This is a genomic window from Actinophytocola sp. (genome assembly GCF_035762905.1).
Lineage (GTDB): Bacteria > Actinomycetota > Actinomycetes > Mycobacteriales > Pseudonocardiaceae > DASYTH01.
Genome location: NZ_DASUCC010000058.1, coordinates 1 through 14,595 on the forward strand (window position 1 = coordinate 1; position 14,595 = coordinate 14,595).

General features: G+C 71.8%; 9 protein-coding genes and 1 tRNA gene. 7 read left to right on the forward strand and 3 right to left on the reverse strand.

Annotated features, from left to right (window positions below; genetic code table 11):
- Together VFV67_RS10965 and VFV67_RS10970 are read left to right on the forward strand one after the other, a co-directional pair.
- On the forward strand, nucleotides 1–667 hold a 667-nt coding region (locus VFV67_RS10965), incomplete at its 5' end, for an ATP-binding cassette domain-containing protein (RefSeq protein ID WP_326469307.1).
- Nucleotides 664–1,413 (forward strand): ABC transporter permease, encoded by a 750-nt coding sequence (locus tag VFV67_RS10970; RefSeq protein WP_326469308.1) that lies wholly within the window; start codon nucleotides 664–666, stop codon nucleotides 1,411–1,413. The genes VFV67_RS10965 and VFV67_RS10970, both read left to right, overlap by 4 nt.
- Here VFV67_RS10970 and VFV67_RS10975 read toward each other — a convergent pair.
- From VFV67_RS10975 to VFV67_RS10985, 3 genes are all read right to left on the reverse strand, one after another.
- Nucleotides 1,397–4,522 (reverse strand): BTAD domain-containing putative transcriptional regulator, encoded by a 3,126-nt coding sequence (locus VFV67_RS10975; protein WP_326469310.1) that lies wholly within the window; start codon nucleotides 4,520–4,522, stop codon nucleotides 1,397–1,399. The genes VFV67_RS10970 and VFV67_RS10975 overlap by 17 nt on opposite strands.
- 153 nt (nucleotides 4,523–4,675) lie before the next feature.
- Nucleotides 4,676–4,748: transfer RNA gene (locus VFV67_RS10980), tRNA-Arg, on the reverse strand.
- Nucleotides 4,749–4,847: 99 nt separating this feature from the next.
- Nucleotides 4,848–5,930 (reverse strand): LacI family DNA-binding transcriptional regulator, encoded by a 1,083-nt coding sequence (locus tag VFV67_RS10985; RefSeq protein WP_326469311.1) that lies wholly within the window; start codon nucleotides 5,928–5,930, stop codon nucleotides 4,848–4,850.
- 103 nt (nucleotides 5,931–6,033) lie between these two features.
- On the opposite strand from VFV67_RS10985, the gene VFV67_RS10990 reads away from it, so the two are divergent.
- The 5 genes from VFV67_RS10990 to VFV67_RS11010 all read left to right on the forward strand — a co-directional run bounded on the left by VFV67_RS10990 (nucleotide 6,034) and on the right by VFV67_RS11010 (nucleotide 14,523).
- Nucleotides 6,034–7,269: an MFS transporter gene (locus VFV67_RS10990; protein ID WP_326469312.1), complete on the forward strand. Its 1,236-nt coding sequence runs from the start codon at nucleotides 6,034–6,036 to the stop codon at nucleotides 7,267–7,269.
- A 9-nt stretch (nucleotides 7,270–7,278) separates the two neighbouring features.
- The gene (locus VFV67_RS10995) at nucleotides 7,279–9,285 is read left to right on the forward strand and encodes a cytochrome c oxidase assembly protein (protein WP_414636228.1); all 2,007 of its coding nucleotides are present in this window, start codon (nucleotides 7,279–7,281) and stop codon (nucleotides 9,283–9,285) included.
- A 133-nt stretch (nucleotides 9,286–9,418) separates the two neighbouring features.
- A complete protein-coding gene (locus tag VFV67_RS11000; RefSeq protein ID WP_326469314.1) occupies nucleotides 9,419–9,829 on the forward strand; it encodes a single-stranded DNA-binding protein in 411 nt (136 codons plus the stop codon).
- A 113-nt stretch (nucleotides 9,830–9,942) separates the two neighbouring features.
- Complete coding sequence (gene ettA, locus VFV67_RS11005) at nucleotides 9,943–11,619, forward strand: energy-dependent translational throttle protein EttA (protein WP_326469315.1); 1,677 nt, start codon at nucleotides 9,943–9,945, stop codon at nucleotides 11,617–11,619.
- A gap of 6 nt (nucleotides 11,620–11,625) precedes the next feature.
- Nucleotides 11,626–14,523 carry a hypothetical protein gene (locus VFV67_RS11010; protein ID WP_326469316.1) on the forward strand — a complete coding sequence of 966 codons (2,898 nt, stop codon included), beginning with the start codon at nucleotides 11,626–11,628 and terminating at the stop codon, nucleotides 14,521–14,523.
- Nucleotides 14,524–14,595 lie beyond the last annotated feature (72 nt).

Genomic DNA, 14,595 nt, shown 5'->3' on the forward strand with positions numbered 1-14,595 from the left:
GCTGTCGGGGCAGGAGAACCTGCAGCTGATGGTGGACCTGCACGGGCTGCGCGGCGAGGCGGGTACGGCGGTGATCGCCGATCTGCTCAAGCGGTTCGACCTGGTCGAATCGGCCGGCAAGCTGGTGGCCACCTACTCCGGCGGGATGCGCCGCAAGCTCGACTTGGCGATGACCCTGGTCGGCAACCCGCGGATCATCTTCCTCGACGAGCCGACCACCGGCCTGGACCCGCGCTCCCGGCGCACCATGTGGACCATCATCCGCGAACTGGTCGCCGACGGCGTGACCATCTTCCTCACCACCCAATATTTGGAAGAGGCCGACCAGCTGGCCGACCAGGTCGCCGTCCTGGACCACGGCCGCATCGTCGCCTCCGGCACCCCGGACGAGCTCAAGCGCCAGGTCCCCGGCACCCACGTCCGACTCAAGTTCGCCAGCGTGGCCGAACTCGACGCCGCCGCCCGAGTCCTCTCCGATGCCACCCGCGACGACGACGGCCTCGCCCTGCGGGTACCCAGCGACGGCGGCACCCGCTCACTGCGCGCCCTGCTCGACCGGCTCGATGAGTACTCGATCAACGCCGAGGAGTTCTCGGTGCACACCCCCGACCTCGACGACGTCTTCCTCGCCCTGACGGGCCAAACCACGGAGGTGGCCGCGAAATGAGCGCCCAATCCCACTCGATGATCATGCTACGGCGCAACGCCAAGCACATCGCCCGCAACCCCACCTCGGTGTTCAACGCCGTGCTCATGCCCATCGTGATCATGCTGATGTTCGTCTACATGTTCGGCGACGCCTTCAGCGTCGGCGTCGACTACATCGACTACGCCACCCCCGGACTCATCCTGCTCACCGTCTGCTACGGCCTGGGCACCACCGCCGTCGCGGTCAACTCCGACATGACCAAAGGCATCATCAACCGCTTCAAAGTCATGCACGTCACCCGCGGCGCCGTGCTCAACGGCCACGTCGTGGCCACCCTGCTCACCAGCGTGGTCGCCATCAGCGCCCTGATCGGCGTCGCCTTCCTGCTCGGCTTCTCCCCGGCGGCCAGCCCCCTGCAATGGGCCGGCGTGGCCGGACTGATCCTGCTGCTCGGCACCGCCACCAGCTGGCTGACCATCGCCCTGGGACTCAACGCCAAAACCCCGGAAACCGCCGCCCTGGCCGCCGTCCCCCTGATGATGCTGCCATTCTTCAGCAGCGCCATCGTCCCCGCCGAAAAAATGGGCCCCGGACTACGCCAATTCGCCGAATACCAACCCTTCACCCCCATCATCGAAACCCTCCGCGGCCTACTCAACGGCACCCCCTCAACCAGCCACGCCATCGCCGCCCTGGCCTGGTGCCTCGGCATCGCCCTGATCGGCTACCTCTGGGCCTCAGCCTCCTTCAGAAAGCGAGCGTGACCACCACCAACTCCGACCAACCCACCCCCACCCCCCCAGCCGCCTCGGCGAACCCCACATCGCCGAGGCGGCTTCGCACTGCCCGCTCAATCCGCTCCACATCCGGCTGCGAACGATCCGGCAATCCACGCACCGCGGCACTGGCCGACAACAACCGCGCCGCCTGCTCCCACTGTTCGCGGCGCACCGCCAGATCCGCCACCCCGACCAACACCTGCGCGACCAGGGGTGCATGTCCCGCCTCGGACGCCGCCTTGAACGCCGCGCTGCGATGCTCCCGGGCCGTCTCGAGATCATCGGCCAGGTAACCCAACAGGTCATGGGTCATCACCCGGATGTTCGGCTGCTTCGCCTGCTCACCCAACAGCGTCGTCGCCACCCCGACCTGTTGGTGTGCCTGCGCGGTGTCGCCCCGCCACCGCGCCAACTCCGCCTTCGACAGGGCCAACAGCGCCAACGCACTCGGCCACGTCACCCGCTCCGCACATCGCCCCGCCTCAGCGATGGCAGCCGCGCTGGCCTCCTCATCACCCAGCAACCAGTACAGCTGAGCCTGCCGCGACCGCATGCGAATGACATCCTCGATCGCACCGACCTCGGTCACCACCACGATCGCCTGCTCGAAATACGCACACGCGCCGGCGAACTCACCCCGCGTGGCAATTCGATCGGCCAGCTCGGTCAAGGCGAACGAAATCCCCCACCGTTCGCCAAGGGCCCGAAACTCCGCCAGCGCCGTCTCCAGATACGCGTCCGCATCCCGCCCGTCCTGGCCGAGCATGATCCGCATCTTGCCGAGCTGGAGGCGCGCCAACGCCCGCACCCACGGATCCTCGTCGTCCAACAACTCTTCCCAGGCCGGCAAGAACGCGTCCGGCGCCTCCAGCATCCGCACCAGCGGAGCGACCAGCCGCAGCGCCGGATGATGGTGCCGGCTGCGCTGGCCGAACTGGTGTGCCTTGTGGATCCATTGCGCCGCCTGGTGTTCGTCGTTCGGCCCGGAGCTGACGAACATCGAGACGAGGGCGTACACCGTGGCCCGGAAGGCATCGCTCACCTCGCCGGGCGTGTTGATCGCCGCGGTGATCAGCTCCATGCCGGTGGACTTGTGCCCGGCGAGCCACCAGTACCAGCCGGTGGCCGCCGCGAGCCGCATCGCCGCCTGCGCCTCGCCGGCCGCGAGCGCGCCACGCATCGCGGCACCGATGTTGTCGTGCTCGACCTCGAGCGTGGCGAGCCATTCCAGTTGCTCGGCCCGGCGAAGACGTGGCTCCGCGGTCTCGGTGAGTTCGGTGAAGTAGGCCAGATGTGCCTGGCGCGCCAGGTCCGATTCCCCCGCCTCCGCCAGCCGCAGGCCGGCGTACTCCTTGATCGTGCCGAGCATCCGGTAGCGCGGTGCGCCGCTGTCCTCGGTGAGCACCAGCGACTTCTCGGTCAGCGCGGTGAGCAACTCCAGCACCTGCCACGCCTCGACCGCATCACCGGCGCAGACCCGCTCGGCCGCTTCCAGGCTCGCCCCGCCGGAGAACACCGAGAGCCTGCGCAGCACGGTCCGTTCCGCGTCGGTGAGCAGCTCCCAGCTCCAGTCGACCACCGCGCGCAGCGTCCGGTGCCGTGGCAACGCGGTCCGGCTGCCGCTGGTCAGCAGGCGGAACCGGTCGTCGAGCTGGTTGGCGAGCTGATCGAGCGACATCGTGCGCAGCCTGGCCGCGGCCAGTTCGATCGCCAGTGGCATCCCGTCCAGTGCCCGGCAGACCCGCGCCATCGTCGACAGCGTGGCGGCGTCGATCACGAGGTCCTTGCGCACCGCGCTGGCCCGGTCCCGCAGCAGCTGGACGGCCGGGGAGGACTCGATCTCGCCGGGACCGGCGTCGCCACCCGGCAGGGCCAGCGGCACGACCGGCCACAGCTGCTCACCGGTGATGCCGAGTGGTTCCCGGCTCGTCGCCAGGATTCGCAGCCGCTGGCACTCCCCGAGCACCCGATGGGCGAACGCCGCCGCGGACTCGATCACGTGCTCACAGTTGTCCAGGATCAGCAGCGCCTCCCGCTCGCGGATCGCGGCGACCAGCCGGTCCGCCGGCTCCGCGTCCGGCGCCTCACCGAGCAGCGCATCCCGCAGGCCGAGCGCGGCGAGCGTCGCCTGTGCCACGTCATCGTCCGCGCCGATGGCCGCCAGCTCCACCAGCCAGGCCCCGTCCGGTAGGTCGCTGAGCAACGTGCGCCCGGTTTCCGTGGCCAGCCTGGTCTTCCCGGAGCCGCCCGGCCCGATCAGAGTGGTGAGCCGATGTTCGGAGATGAGCTTGCGGACCGCGGCGACGTCGGCGTCCTTGCCGACGAAGCTGGTCAGCTCGGCCCGCAGATTGGTCTTCCGGTTCTCCTGCCGCCGTCGGCCCAACTCGCCCCGCAACAGCGCGACGTGCAATGCGGACAGTTCTGCGGAGGGGTCGACGCCCAGCGCATCGGCCAGGGCGTCTCTCGTGCGCTGGTACACCAACAGTGCCTCGGTGTCGCGACCGGTCGCGACGAGAGCACGCATCAGCGCGGCGACCAGCCGTTCCCGTACCGGATGCGCGGCCACCAGATCGGTCAGCTCCGCGACCAGCTCGCCCTCGTGGCCGAGGCCGATCTCGGCATCGAACCGGTCCTCCAGGACGGCCAGACGCATCCCCTCGAGCCGGGCGACCGCCGCGTCGAACGCCGCACTGTCCTGTAAACCGACGTCCTGCATGGCCGCCCCGCGCCACAGTTCGAGGGCCTCGCGCAGCCGCCGTGGATCCCCGTCATGGCGGGCCCGGCCGACGAGGCGTTCGAACCGCACGGCATCGACCGCCTCGGGTTCCACCCGTAACCGGTAGCCTTCCGGCTGCCCCTCGATCAACCCTTCCGGCAGCGCCTTCCGCAACCGGGAAACCAGCCGTTGCAAGGCATTCGCCGCGTCCGATGGCGGGTATTCACCCCAGATCCAGTCGACCAGCGTCGCCTTCGCGACCACCCGGCCGGGCTCGAGCGCAAGCGCGGCCAACAACCCGCGCAACCGCGCGCCCGGCACGTCAGCCACGCCGCCGTCCGTACGAACCTCGAACGGCCCAAGTATCCCGACCTGCACCCGGCTGATTTTGCCATGCGGGATCGGAGGACTCCTGACCGCTGACCGGAACCGAACCCGCTGCCAAAAGCACCGTGCGCCGCGCCATATCAAACTCCAACGGCGAAATCCGGCGCGCCCTGATAACGATTCCTACGACGTGCGGAAACCCAGCGCCCCCGGGAGGACTCGAACCTCCGACCCAAGGATTAGAAGTCCTTTGCTCTATCCGCTGAGCTACGAGGGCTGGACAGCTTCTGGCGGGGCGGCGGGTATAGCCGTCCCGATGGGTCTGATCGCTCCGGACCCGCCAGTCGTTATCGACTCGGAGGAGTGAACGTCCTGGCTAGCGAGCCGGGGGAGCGGTGGACGCGCGGGGGATGAGCTCGACGCCCATGGTGGTGGGGTCGCCGGGTCCGGCGCCGTCCAGCATGCGCAGCGCGAGCTCGCCGGCTCTTCGGCCCTTCGCCACGAGGTCCTGCCGGATGGTGGTCAGCGGCGGGTCCGACCAGGTGGCGCCCGGGGTGTCGTCGAAGCCGACCACGGAGATGTCCCGCGGCACCGAAAGCCCCAGCTCGGTGGCGGCCCGGATGGCGCCGAGGGCCAGCTCGTCGGACATGCACAGCAGGGCGGTCGGGCGTGGCCGGTTGCCCATCAGCCACAGCGCGCCCGCGCGACCGAACTGCTGGTCGCCGCAGTTCGCCTCCCACACCGGCACCTCGTCGGGGCCGATGCCGAACGGGGCGAGTCCGGCGAGGTATCCGGCCACCCGGTCCCGGGTCACCCGGTAGCGGGCCACGCGCACCCGGCCGCGGTCCGCCGGCCCGTGCCGGCCGTCCGGGCTCAGCGAGAACCCCAGGATGCCGACGTTCCGGTGGCCCAGTTCCCCGAGGTGCCGGGCGGCGAGCGTCGCGCCCGCGACATCGTCCAGCTCCACCCGGGCGGAGTCCGGCACCACCGGCTGATCCACCACGACCAGCGGGAGCTGGCGTTCCCGCACGGCGTCCAGCGCGGGCGCGCCATCGGGCAGCGAGTAGGCGACCACGACATCGGTCTGCGCCCTGGCCACGCTCGCCGGGCGCGGGCCCTGGTCGTCGACTCCCGGTAACAGCAGCAGGGCCCGGTCTCCGCTGTCCACGGTGGCGGCCAGCGAGTCGAGCATGATGGTGAGCGCCGGGTCGGAGAACGCCGAGGACAGGCCCTGGCCGAGCAGGAACGCCACCGCGCCGGTGCGCTGGGTGGCGAGGCTGCGGGCGGTCGGGTCCGGTCCGGCGTAGCCCAGCCGCTTGGCCGTGGCGATGATCCGCTCGCGCAGCTGGACGGACAGCTGGTCCGGCCGGTTGTATGCGTTGGACACGGTGGCCCTGGACACGCCGACCTCCAGGGCGATGGTGTCCAGGGTCGGTCGCCGGCCCCGGTCTGGACTCACGGCCACAAGCCTAGGGCTCCGGGTCCGGGAAATAGATGTGGCGCGTGCTGAAGCGCTTCAGATAGCCTGGGCGTCGAGCAGCAGTGACCGAAGGGGCAGCACCATGCGTTCCGGCAAGACCGCGGTCCTCGTCGTCTTCCTCCTGCAGGGCGCCGCCTTCGGCTCGTGGGCGCCGCGGGTTCCGGCCATCGCCGAGCAGGTCCGGGCCGACACCGGGACGTTCGGCCTTGCCCTGGTCGGCGCCAGCATCGGGCTGATCCTGGCGGCCCCGGTGGCCGGCCGGCTGTGCGCCCGGTTCGGCGCCCGCCCGGTGGTGCTGACCTCGGCGCTGGTGGCGTGGTCGCTGCTCGCCCCGATCGCGCTGGCCACCAACCCGGCGCAGCTCGGCCTGGTGCTGTTCGCCATCGGCGTGTCGGCCGGCACGCTCGACGTGGCCATGAACATCGCCGCCGTGACGGTCGTGCGGCAGACCGGCCGGCCGCTCATGCCCGTGTTCCACGCCGGGTACAGCTTCGGCGGTCTGATCGGTGCCGCTGGCGCCGCGGTGGCCGCGACGTACGGCTGGGCACCACTCGAGCACTTCGGCGTTGTCGCGGTGCTCGCCGCACTGACCACGCTGGGCATCGCCCGGCGGGTGCCGAACGAGCCGGTCCTCGCCCAGCCCGGCCACCGGCGCCGGCGCGGGGGCGCCGGTCTGGCCCGGCGCCCGGTGCTGTGGCTGCTCGGCGCGGTCGCGCTCTGCTCCGCCGTGGCGGAGGGGGCCAGCGCCGACTGGTCGGCCCTCTTCGCGGTGCGGGAGCGTGGGGTCAGCGAAGCCGCGGCGGCCATCATCTTCGCCGCGTTCTCCGTCGCCATGGCGGTGACCAGGATGCTCGGCGAGCGGGCCGAACGGCGGTGGGGGCCGCAGCGGTTGCTGGTCGGCGGGGCGCTCGTCGCCGGGAGCGGCCTGCTGATCGCCGTGCTTGTGCCCGCGCCCTGGTCCAGCTACCTGGGCTTCGCGCTGGCCGGAGCCGGGCTCGCCTACGCCTTCCCGGTGGCGCTCGGCCTGGCCGGAGCGGCCGGCCGGCGTGCCGACGGGTCCGGCGGCGAGCGCGAGCTGGCGTTCGTGACGGCCATCGCCTACAGCGGCTTCCTGCTCGGCCCACCGATGATCGGCGCCATCGCGCAGGTCACCAACCTCGCGGTGGCGCTCGGCGTGGCCGGCGTCATCGCCGCGCTGATCGCCCCGGCCGCGCTCGCCGCCGGTTGGGCCCGGCGCCGCGAGGACCGGCCGGACCAGGCGCTGGTCTCCCCCGAGGCCGAACCCGGTGTGCGGCCCACCAGCTCGGCCCGGCATTAGGCTCGGGTTGTGCCCGTTGACAGTTCGCTGACCGAGGCGGCCGAGTCCCCACGTCCCCCCAAGGCGGCGGCCGGTTCCGGTGTGGTGCCCCTGCTCGTCGTCGGCGGTCTGTTCGCCGCGGTGTTCGCCACCGCCCTGCTCACCCTCACCGCCGGTCCGCTCGACGCCAACCTGGTCAACGCCTACGGCCCGATCGTGGTTCGGGTGGCCGCCGAGATCGGCTGCGTGCTGACCATCGGAGGGCTGCTGTTCGGCGCGTTCCTGGTGCCGCCGCAGCGGTCCGGAGTGCTCGACGTCGCGGGCTACGCCGCGCTGCGGATGGCCGGCTGGTCGGCGCTGCTGTGGTTCGCCGCCGCCCTGCTGTCCGTTCCGTTCACCGTGGCCACCGCGGTGGGCAAGCCGGTCTCGGTGATCCTGTCCGGCCGGACCCTGATCGACCTGGTCGGCGTGCTGCCGGAGGCGAAGGCCTGGCTGGTCACCGCCGCGGTCGCGCTGGTGATCGCCGTGCTCGCCCGCATCGTGCTGTCCTGGGGCTGGACCGCGATCTTGTTCCCGGTCGCCCTGCTCGGTGTCGTGCCGGTCGCGGTGACCGGGCACTCCTCGGCCCGACAGCACGACCTGGCCAGCAACAGCCTGCTGCTGCACCTGGTCGCCGTCGCGCTGTGGGTGGGTGGGCTGGTCGCGCTGCTCGTGCACGGCCGCCGCGACCGCGCCCACCTCGGGCTCGCCGCGTCGCGGTTCTCCAAGGTCGCGCTGGTCTGCTGGGTCGTCATGGCGCTGTCCGGGACGATCAACGCGCTGATCCGGGTGCCGGTCGGCGACCTGTTCACCACCAACTACGGCGTCCTGGTGTTAGCCAAGATCACCGCGCTGGTCCTGCTCGGGGTGATCGGCTACGTGCAGCGCGAGCGCGGTGTCCGGGACGTGGCCGGCGGCGGCTCCGGTGCGGCGCTGTTCCGCCTTGGCGCCATGGAAGTTCTGATCATGTTCGCCACCCTGGGCCTGGCGTCCGCGCTGGCCAGGACGCCCCCGCCGCCGTTGCTGGCCGAGCCGGACCCGGTGGCGTTGCGGATAGGCTATCCGCTGGCCGGCGAGCCGACCCCGCTCCGGTTGCTGCTGGACTGGCGGTTCGATCTGATCTTCGGCGGATCCGCGGTCATCCTCGCGGTGCTCTATCTGCTCGGCGTGCGCCGGTTGCGGGCCCGGGGTGACGCCTGGCCGGTGGGCCGGACGGTGGCCTGGCTGCTCGGATGCCTGGTGGTGGTGTTCGCGACCAGCTCGGGGTTCGGCCGCTACGCGCCGGCGATGTTCAGCGTGCACATGGAAACGCACATGATGCTGTCCATGCTGGCGCCGGTGCTGCTGGTGCTCGGCGGGCCGGTGACGCTGGCGCTGCGGGCACTGCCGGCCGCCGGGAAGGACGCGCCGCCCGGCCCCCGGGAGTGGCTGCTGGCCTTCGTGCACTCGCCGCTGACCAGGGTGCTGACCCATCCCGTGGTGGCCCTGACCCTGTTCATCGGTTCGTTCTACGTGCTGTACCTGTCCGGGCTGTTCGACGCGGCGCTCGAACTGCACTGGGCGCACCTGGCGATGAGCGTGCACTTCATCGTGGTCGGCTACCTCTTCTACTGGCCGGTGATCGGGGTGGACCCGTCCCCGCGCCGGCTGCCGTACCTGGCCCGGCTGGGCATGGTGTTCGCCTCGCTGCCGTTCCACGCGTTCTTCGGCGTGATCCTGATGAGCACGCAGACCGTGATCGGCGAGCGGTTCTACCAGGCGCTGGCCCTGCCGTGGGCCACCGATCTGCTCGGCGACCAGCGGCTGGGCGGGGGGATCGCGTGGGCGACGGGGGAGCTGCCGCTGCTGATCGTGCTGATCGCGCTGCTGTTGCAGTGGGCGCGGGCGGATGAGCGGGAGGCGCGCCGGGCCGACCGCCGCGCGGACGCCGACGGCGACGCCGACCGCGAGGCCTACAACGCGATGCTCCGCCAGCTCGCCGAGGGCGATCGCCGGTAGCACCGGTTGTCCACAACCGCCCGAGTAGTCCACATCTTGATCACCAGGCGCACCGCTCGTCGCCCCCGCCCGGCACTGTCGTTCCTGTGGCCGGCGCATCCCGCGCCGGCCGGACACAGGAAGGACCTTGATCATGTTCGAGACCTATCTGACCGTCATCGGCCGGATCATCAGCGACGTCAACCAGCGCACCGTGTCGACCGGCGACAAGCTGTGCACCTTTCGGATCGCGGCCAACGAGCGGCGGTTCGACCGCGATGCGCAGGCCTGGACCGACGGTGACCGGCTGATCCTCGAGGTGGCCTGCTGGCGCAAGCTCGCCGAGAACGTGGCCGTCTCCGTGTTCAAGGGCGACCAGGTGGTGGCGACCGGCCGGGTCTACCTCAACGAGTACGAGGCCAACGGCGAGATGCGGTCGTCCCTGCGGCTCGACGCCAAGGCGATCGGCCCCAACCTGTCGATGTGCACCGCCATGGTGCAACGGCCGGCTCGCGAGGGTTCGGGAGGTGATGCCTCGGCCGCCGCGGAGCCGGTCGCCGCCTGACGTGCGCTGAACGGATGCACGGCTTGACCCCACGGCACTAGGAGGACGATCGACCGGGCCGATGGTGCGGTCCGCGCTCAGCTCCCGTCGGGCAGCGCTCTACGATCGCGACCATGGCGGAGTTCATCTACACCATGAGGAAAGTACGCAAGGCGCATGGGGACAAGGTCATCCTCGATGACGTCAGCATCTCCTTCTATCCCGGGGCCAAGATCGGAGTGGTGGGTCCCAACGGCGCCGGCAAGTCGAGCGTGCTGCGCATCATGGCGGGGCTGGACCAGCCGAACAACGGGGACGCGATGCTCTCGCCCGGCTTCACCGTCGGAATCCTCGAACAGGAGCCGAAGCTGACCGAGAACAAGACGGTCCTCGGCAACGTCGAGGAGGGCGTCGGCGAGATCAAGGGAAAGCTCGACCGCTTCAACGAGATCACCGAGGCGATGACCACGGAGTACTCCGACGATCTCATGGAGGAGATGGGCAAGCTCACGGAGGAGCTGGACCACGCCGACGCGTGGGATCTGGAGTCGCAGCTCGAACAGGCGATGGACGCGCTGCGCTGCCCGCCGCCGGACGCGGACGTCAGCGTGCTCTCCGGTGGTGAGCGCCGCCGGGTCGCACTGTGCCGGCTGCTGCTGTCCAAGCCCGACCTGCTGCTGCTGGACGAGCCCACCAACCATCTCGACGCGGAGAGCGTGCTGTGGTTGGAGCAGCACCTCGCCCAGTATCAGGGCGCCGTGCTCGCCGTCACCCACGACCGGTACTTCCTGGACAACCTGGCGCAGTGGATCCTCGAGCTGGATCGCGGGCGGGCCTACCCCTACGAGGGCAACTACTCCACGTACCTGGAGAAGAAGGCCGAGCGCCTGGAGGTGCAGGGCAAGAAGGACCAGAAGCTGCAGCGGCGGCTGAGGGACGAACTGGCCTGGGTGCGGTCCAACGCCAAGGCGAGGCAGACCAAGTCGCGGGCCCGGCTCGAACGCTACGAGGAGATGGCGGCCGAGGCGGAGCGGACCCGGAAGCTGGACTTCGAGGAGATCCAGATTCCGCCCGGTCCGCGGCTGGGCAGCGTCGTCGTCGAGGTGAACGACCTGCGCAAGGGCTTCGGCGACCGGGTGTTGATCGACGGCCTGTCCTTCAAGCTCCCCCGCAACGGCATCATCGGCGTGATCGGTCCGAACGGGGTCGGGAAGACGACCCTGTTCAAGACCATCGTCGGGCTTGAGGCGCCGGATGGCGGCGAGGTGAAGGTCGGGGAGACGGTCAAGCTGGCCTACGTCGACCAGGAACGTGCCGGAATCGACCCGAACAAGAACGTGTGGCAGGTGGTGTCGGAAGGACTCGACTACATCCACGTCGGTCAGGTCGAGATGCCATCCCGGGCCTACGTGAGCGCGTTCGGTTTCAAGGGACCGGACCAGCAGAAGCCGGCCGGGGTGCTCTCCGGCGGGGAGCGCAACCGGCTCAACCTCGCGCTGACGCTCAAGCTGGGTGGAAACCTGATTCTGCTCGACGAGCCGACCAACGACCTCGATGTGGAGACCCTGGGCTCGCTGGAGAACGCCCTCGAACAGTTCCCCGGTTGTGCCGTGGTGATCTCCCACGACCGGTGGTTCCTGGACCGGGTGGCGACGCACATCCTGGCCTGGGAAGGCGACGGCGACGATCCCGCGAAGTGGTTCTGGTTCGAGGGCAACTTCGAGGGCTACGAGCGGAACAAGGTGGAACGGCTGGGTGAGGAGGCGGCCCGTCCGCACCGGGTGACCTATCGCAAGCTGACCAGGGACTAGGCGGGGATGCCGGTGGTCGCTGCCTGGAACGAGCTGCCCTCGATCGGAGAGCACCCCGAGCGCGTCGCGCTCGTGGAGCTGGCCGACCGGCTGCAATGGAGCGCACCAGAACTGGCGGCCCGGTATGCCCGCAGGGCCATCGGGGCGGGACCGGCGTCCGGCGGTCCGGACCTGGTCCGGGCCTACGGCCTGCTGGCCGCCGCGCTGGTGCGGCTCGAGCGGCACGCGGACGCGGTCGAGCCGGCGCTGGCCGCCCTGCGCGCCGCGGCCAAGGCCGGCCTGCCCGAGCTGGAGTCCCTGGTTCGGCTGGACCTGGCCGCGTGCGCGCGGGAGCTGGGCGAGCCGCTGCTCGGCTGCACGATTCTGCGGCCGGTGCTCGAGGTGGCCGGTGTCCGACCGGCGACCCGGGCCGTCGCCCTCGGGCAGCTGGTCGGCTGCACCGTGCACGTGGGGCGGCGGGACGACCTTGAGGACGCGCTGGCCGAGGCCGACCGGCTGCTTGCGGCGGACGACGGGCTCAGCTCGGACGCCCGGCGCCTGGACCGGGCGCTGCTGGCCGCGCGCACGTCCGCCTACCACCGGCGGCACGGCGAGAACGAGGACGCGGTCGAGATCGCCCGCCAGGGTCTCGGGCTGCTGGCGAGGCTGCGGGACGGGCGGATGGAGGGCGGCCGGGCCTGGGCCCGACTGATCATGGAACTGGTCCTCGCCCTGCTGGACGACGGTCAGCCGGGCGAAGCCGAGCACGAGGCCGGACCGCTGTTCGCCCGGCCGGCCCGGTCGGCCGCGGCGCCGTCGGTCGGCCGGACCCTGCTCGCCGTGGCGATCAGGGTCATGGTCCCGTCGGGACGGGTGGCGGCCGGCCGGGGTCTGCTGGACTACGTGCTCTCCGTCGCCGAACGGCACGACCTGGGCTGGCTGCTCGCCGACGCCCTCAGCGCGCGGGCCGATCTCGACGAGCTCGCGGCACGGCCGGGCGATGCGCTGCACGGTCTGCGGGCGGCACACGCCGCCGAGCACCGGCACCGCCGGTCGGTCGAGCAGGCCCGGCGCCAACTCGTGATCGAGTTCGGCCTGGTCGAGCCCGCCCTGGACGCGGTCACCGGATTACTGCGCACCAGGCCCCGAACCGCGGCCGCGATCACCGCACCGAAACCCGCCGACCCGCCGCCGGCCACGGCCACGGAGACGGCCCAGCCGGCCCCGGTGCGGATACCCCTGCCCGCGCCCGCACCGGTATCCGGACCCGCACCCGCGCCCGCACCGGTATCCGGACCCGCACCCACCACGGCGCCGGCAGCCGCCGTCCAGCCGGCCCAGAGACCCCCGACCGCCGCGTCCACACCGGCTTCGTCGACACCGGCGCCAGCGGACTCGCCGGAACCGTCGGTGTCGCCGGCGCCGGCTCCGTCGGCGGCGACTGGTGCCACGGCGGCCGGGTCGGCCTTGGCTGGGCCGGTCGAACCGGCACCGGCCGGGCCGGCTGCGGCCGGCCCGCCGGGTGCGGACCGGGACGAGCCGACCGGGCAATCCGAGGCCGACCACGCCGCGCCTGGGCCCGGCCCGGTTCCGCCACCGCCCGGCGGCGCGGCCGAGGACACCGGTCCGGCTCGTCCGCCCGGGCCGACGATGTTCCGGATCGACCTGTCCGACGGCCGGCGCTCGTCCGGTTCGCGGACCAACGGGGGAACGGCGTCCGCCCTGCCCAAGGTCCCTGCGGACCCGCCGGCCGCGACCATTGAGGAGGAAGCGCGGGCCGCGGTCGAGTCTGCCGGTGCGCAGCCGGACGCGGCCGTGCGGCCGGACGATGTCGAGCCGGCGAGTGCGGCGCCACCGGGCACCACGGGTTACAAGGAGCCGGGGACGACCAACTGGCTGATCCGGGATCTGCTGGCGCCGCTGATCGATCATCCGACGCTGACCAGCAAGGGGACCCGCGGCACGATGCCGCCGGAGCCGGAGCCGGACGACATTCCGGAACCGCCGCGTCAGCCGGACTTCAGGCCCGCGCAGCCGGACGAGGGGCCGTCGGTGCCGTGGGAGCCCGGGTTGGAGCCGGGAACACCGCGCCGGCCGGACTTCGGGCCGAGGGAACCGGACTTCCTGCCCAGCATGCCCGGCGAGCTGCCCGGGCCGGTACGCGGACCGGAGGCACCGGACGAAGGCCCAGGAGCGCCGTGGAGCCCCGCAGAACTCCCGGAGCGGCCAGGTATCCAGGAACCGTGGCGGCCAGGCGTGGGGGAGCCCGAGCGGCCGGGTGTGGGTGAGCCGGAGCGTCCCGGGGTCGGTGAGCCGGGGCGGCCGGGTGTGGGTGAGCCGGAGCGTCCCGGGGTCGGTGAGCCCGGACGGCCGGGTGTGGGCCAGCCGGAGCGGCCGGGCGTCGGTGAGCCGGGGCGGCCCGGTGTGGGTGAGCCAGAACGTCCGGGGCTCGGGCAGCCCGGGCGGCCCGGTCTGGAGGAGCCCGGGCGGCCGGACCCCGCCGAGCCGGACCGGGAGCCGTGGGCGCCGGGTGAGCACAAGCGGCAGTCGGAGATCGTGCTGCCGGACGAGCCGGATCAGGTTCCGCCGGTTCCGCCGGGCCCGCAGCCGCAGCCGGATGTGCCGCCGCCAGCGCAGGTGGCGGAGCCTGGTGCCGAGGGGGAGGGCAACGGCAAGGTGGAGCCGGACACCGTACGGTTGGAGCCGGTGGCGCCGCCGGAGGAGGCGGAGTCGCCGCGGACGAGCCGGCGCCGGGAGCGGACCGACACGACCAGCATCGCGGACCTGTTGACCGAGGCGCTGGTCGCTTACCAGGCGACCGAGCCGGACCGGGACGAGCCCGGCAAATCGGACAAGACCGCACCGGTCCGGCCCTCGTCGTCCGGCAGCGGGCGGCACCGGATGCCGGACTGGGGAAACGTGTGAGACGGGTCCGCCGGGCGAGATGCCGTCCCGGCGGAACCGATGAAGACTCGATTCAGGGTTCGATCAAGGACG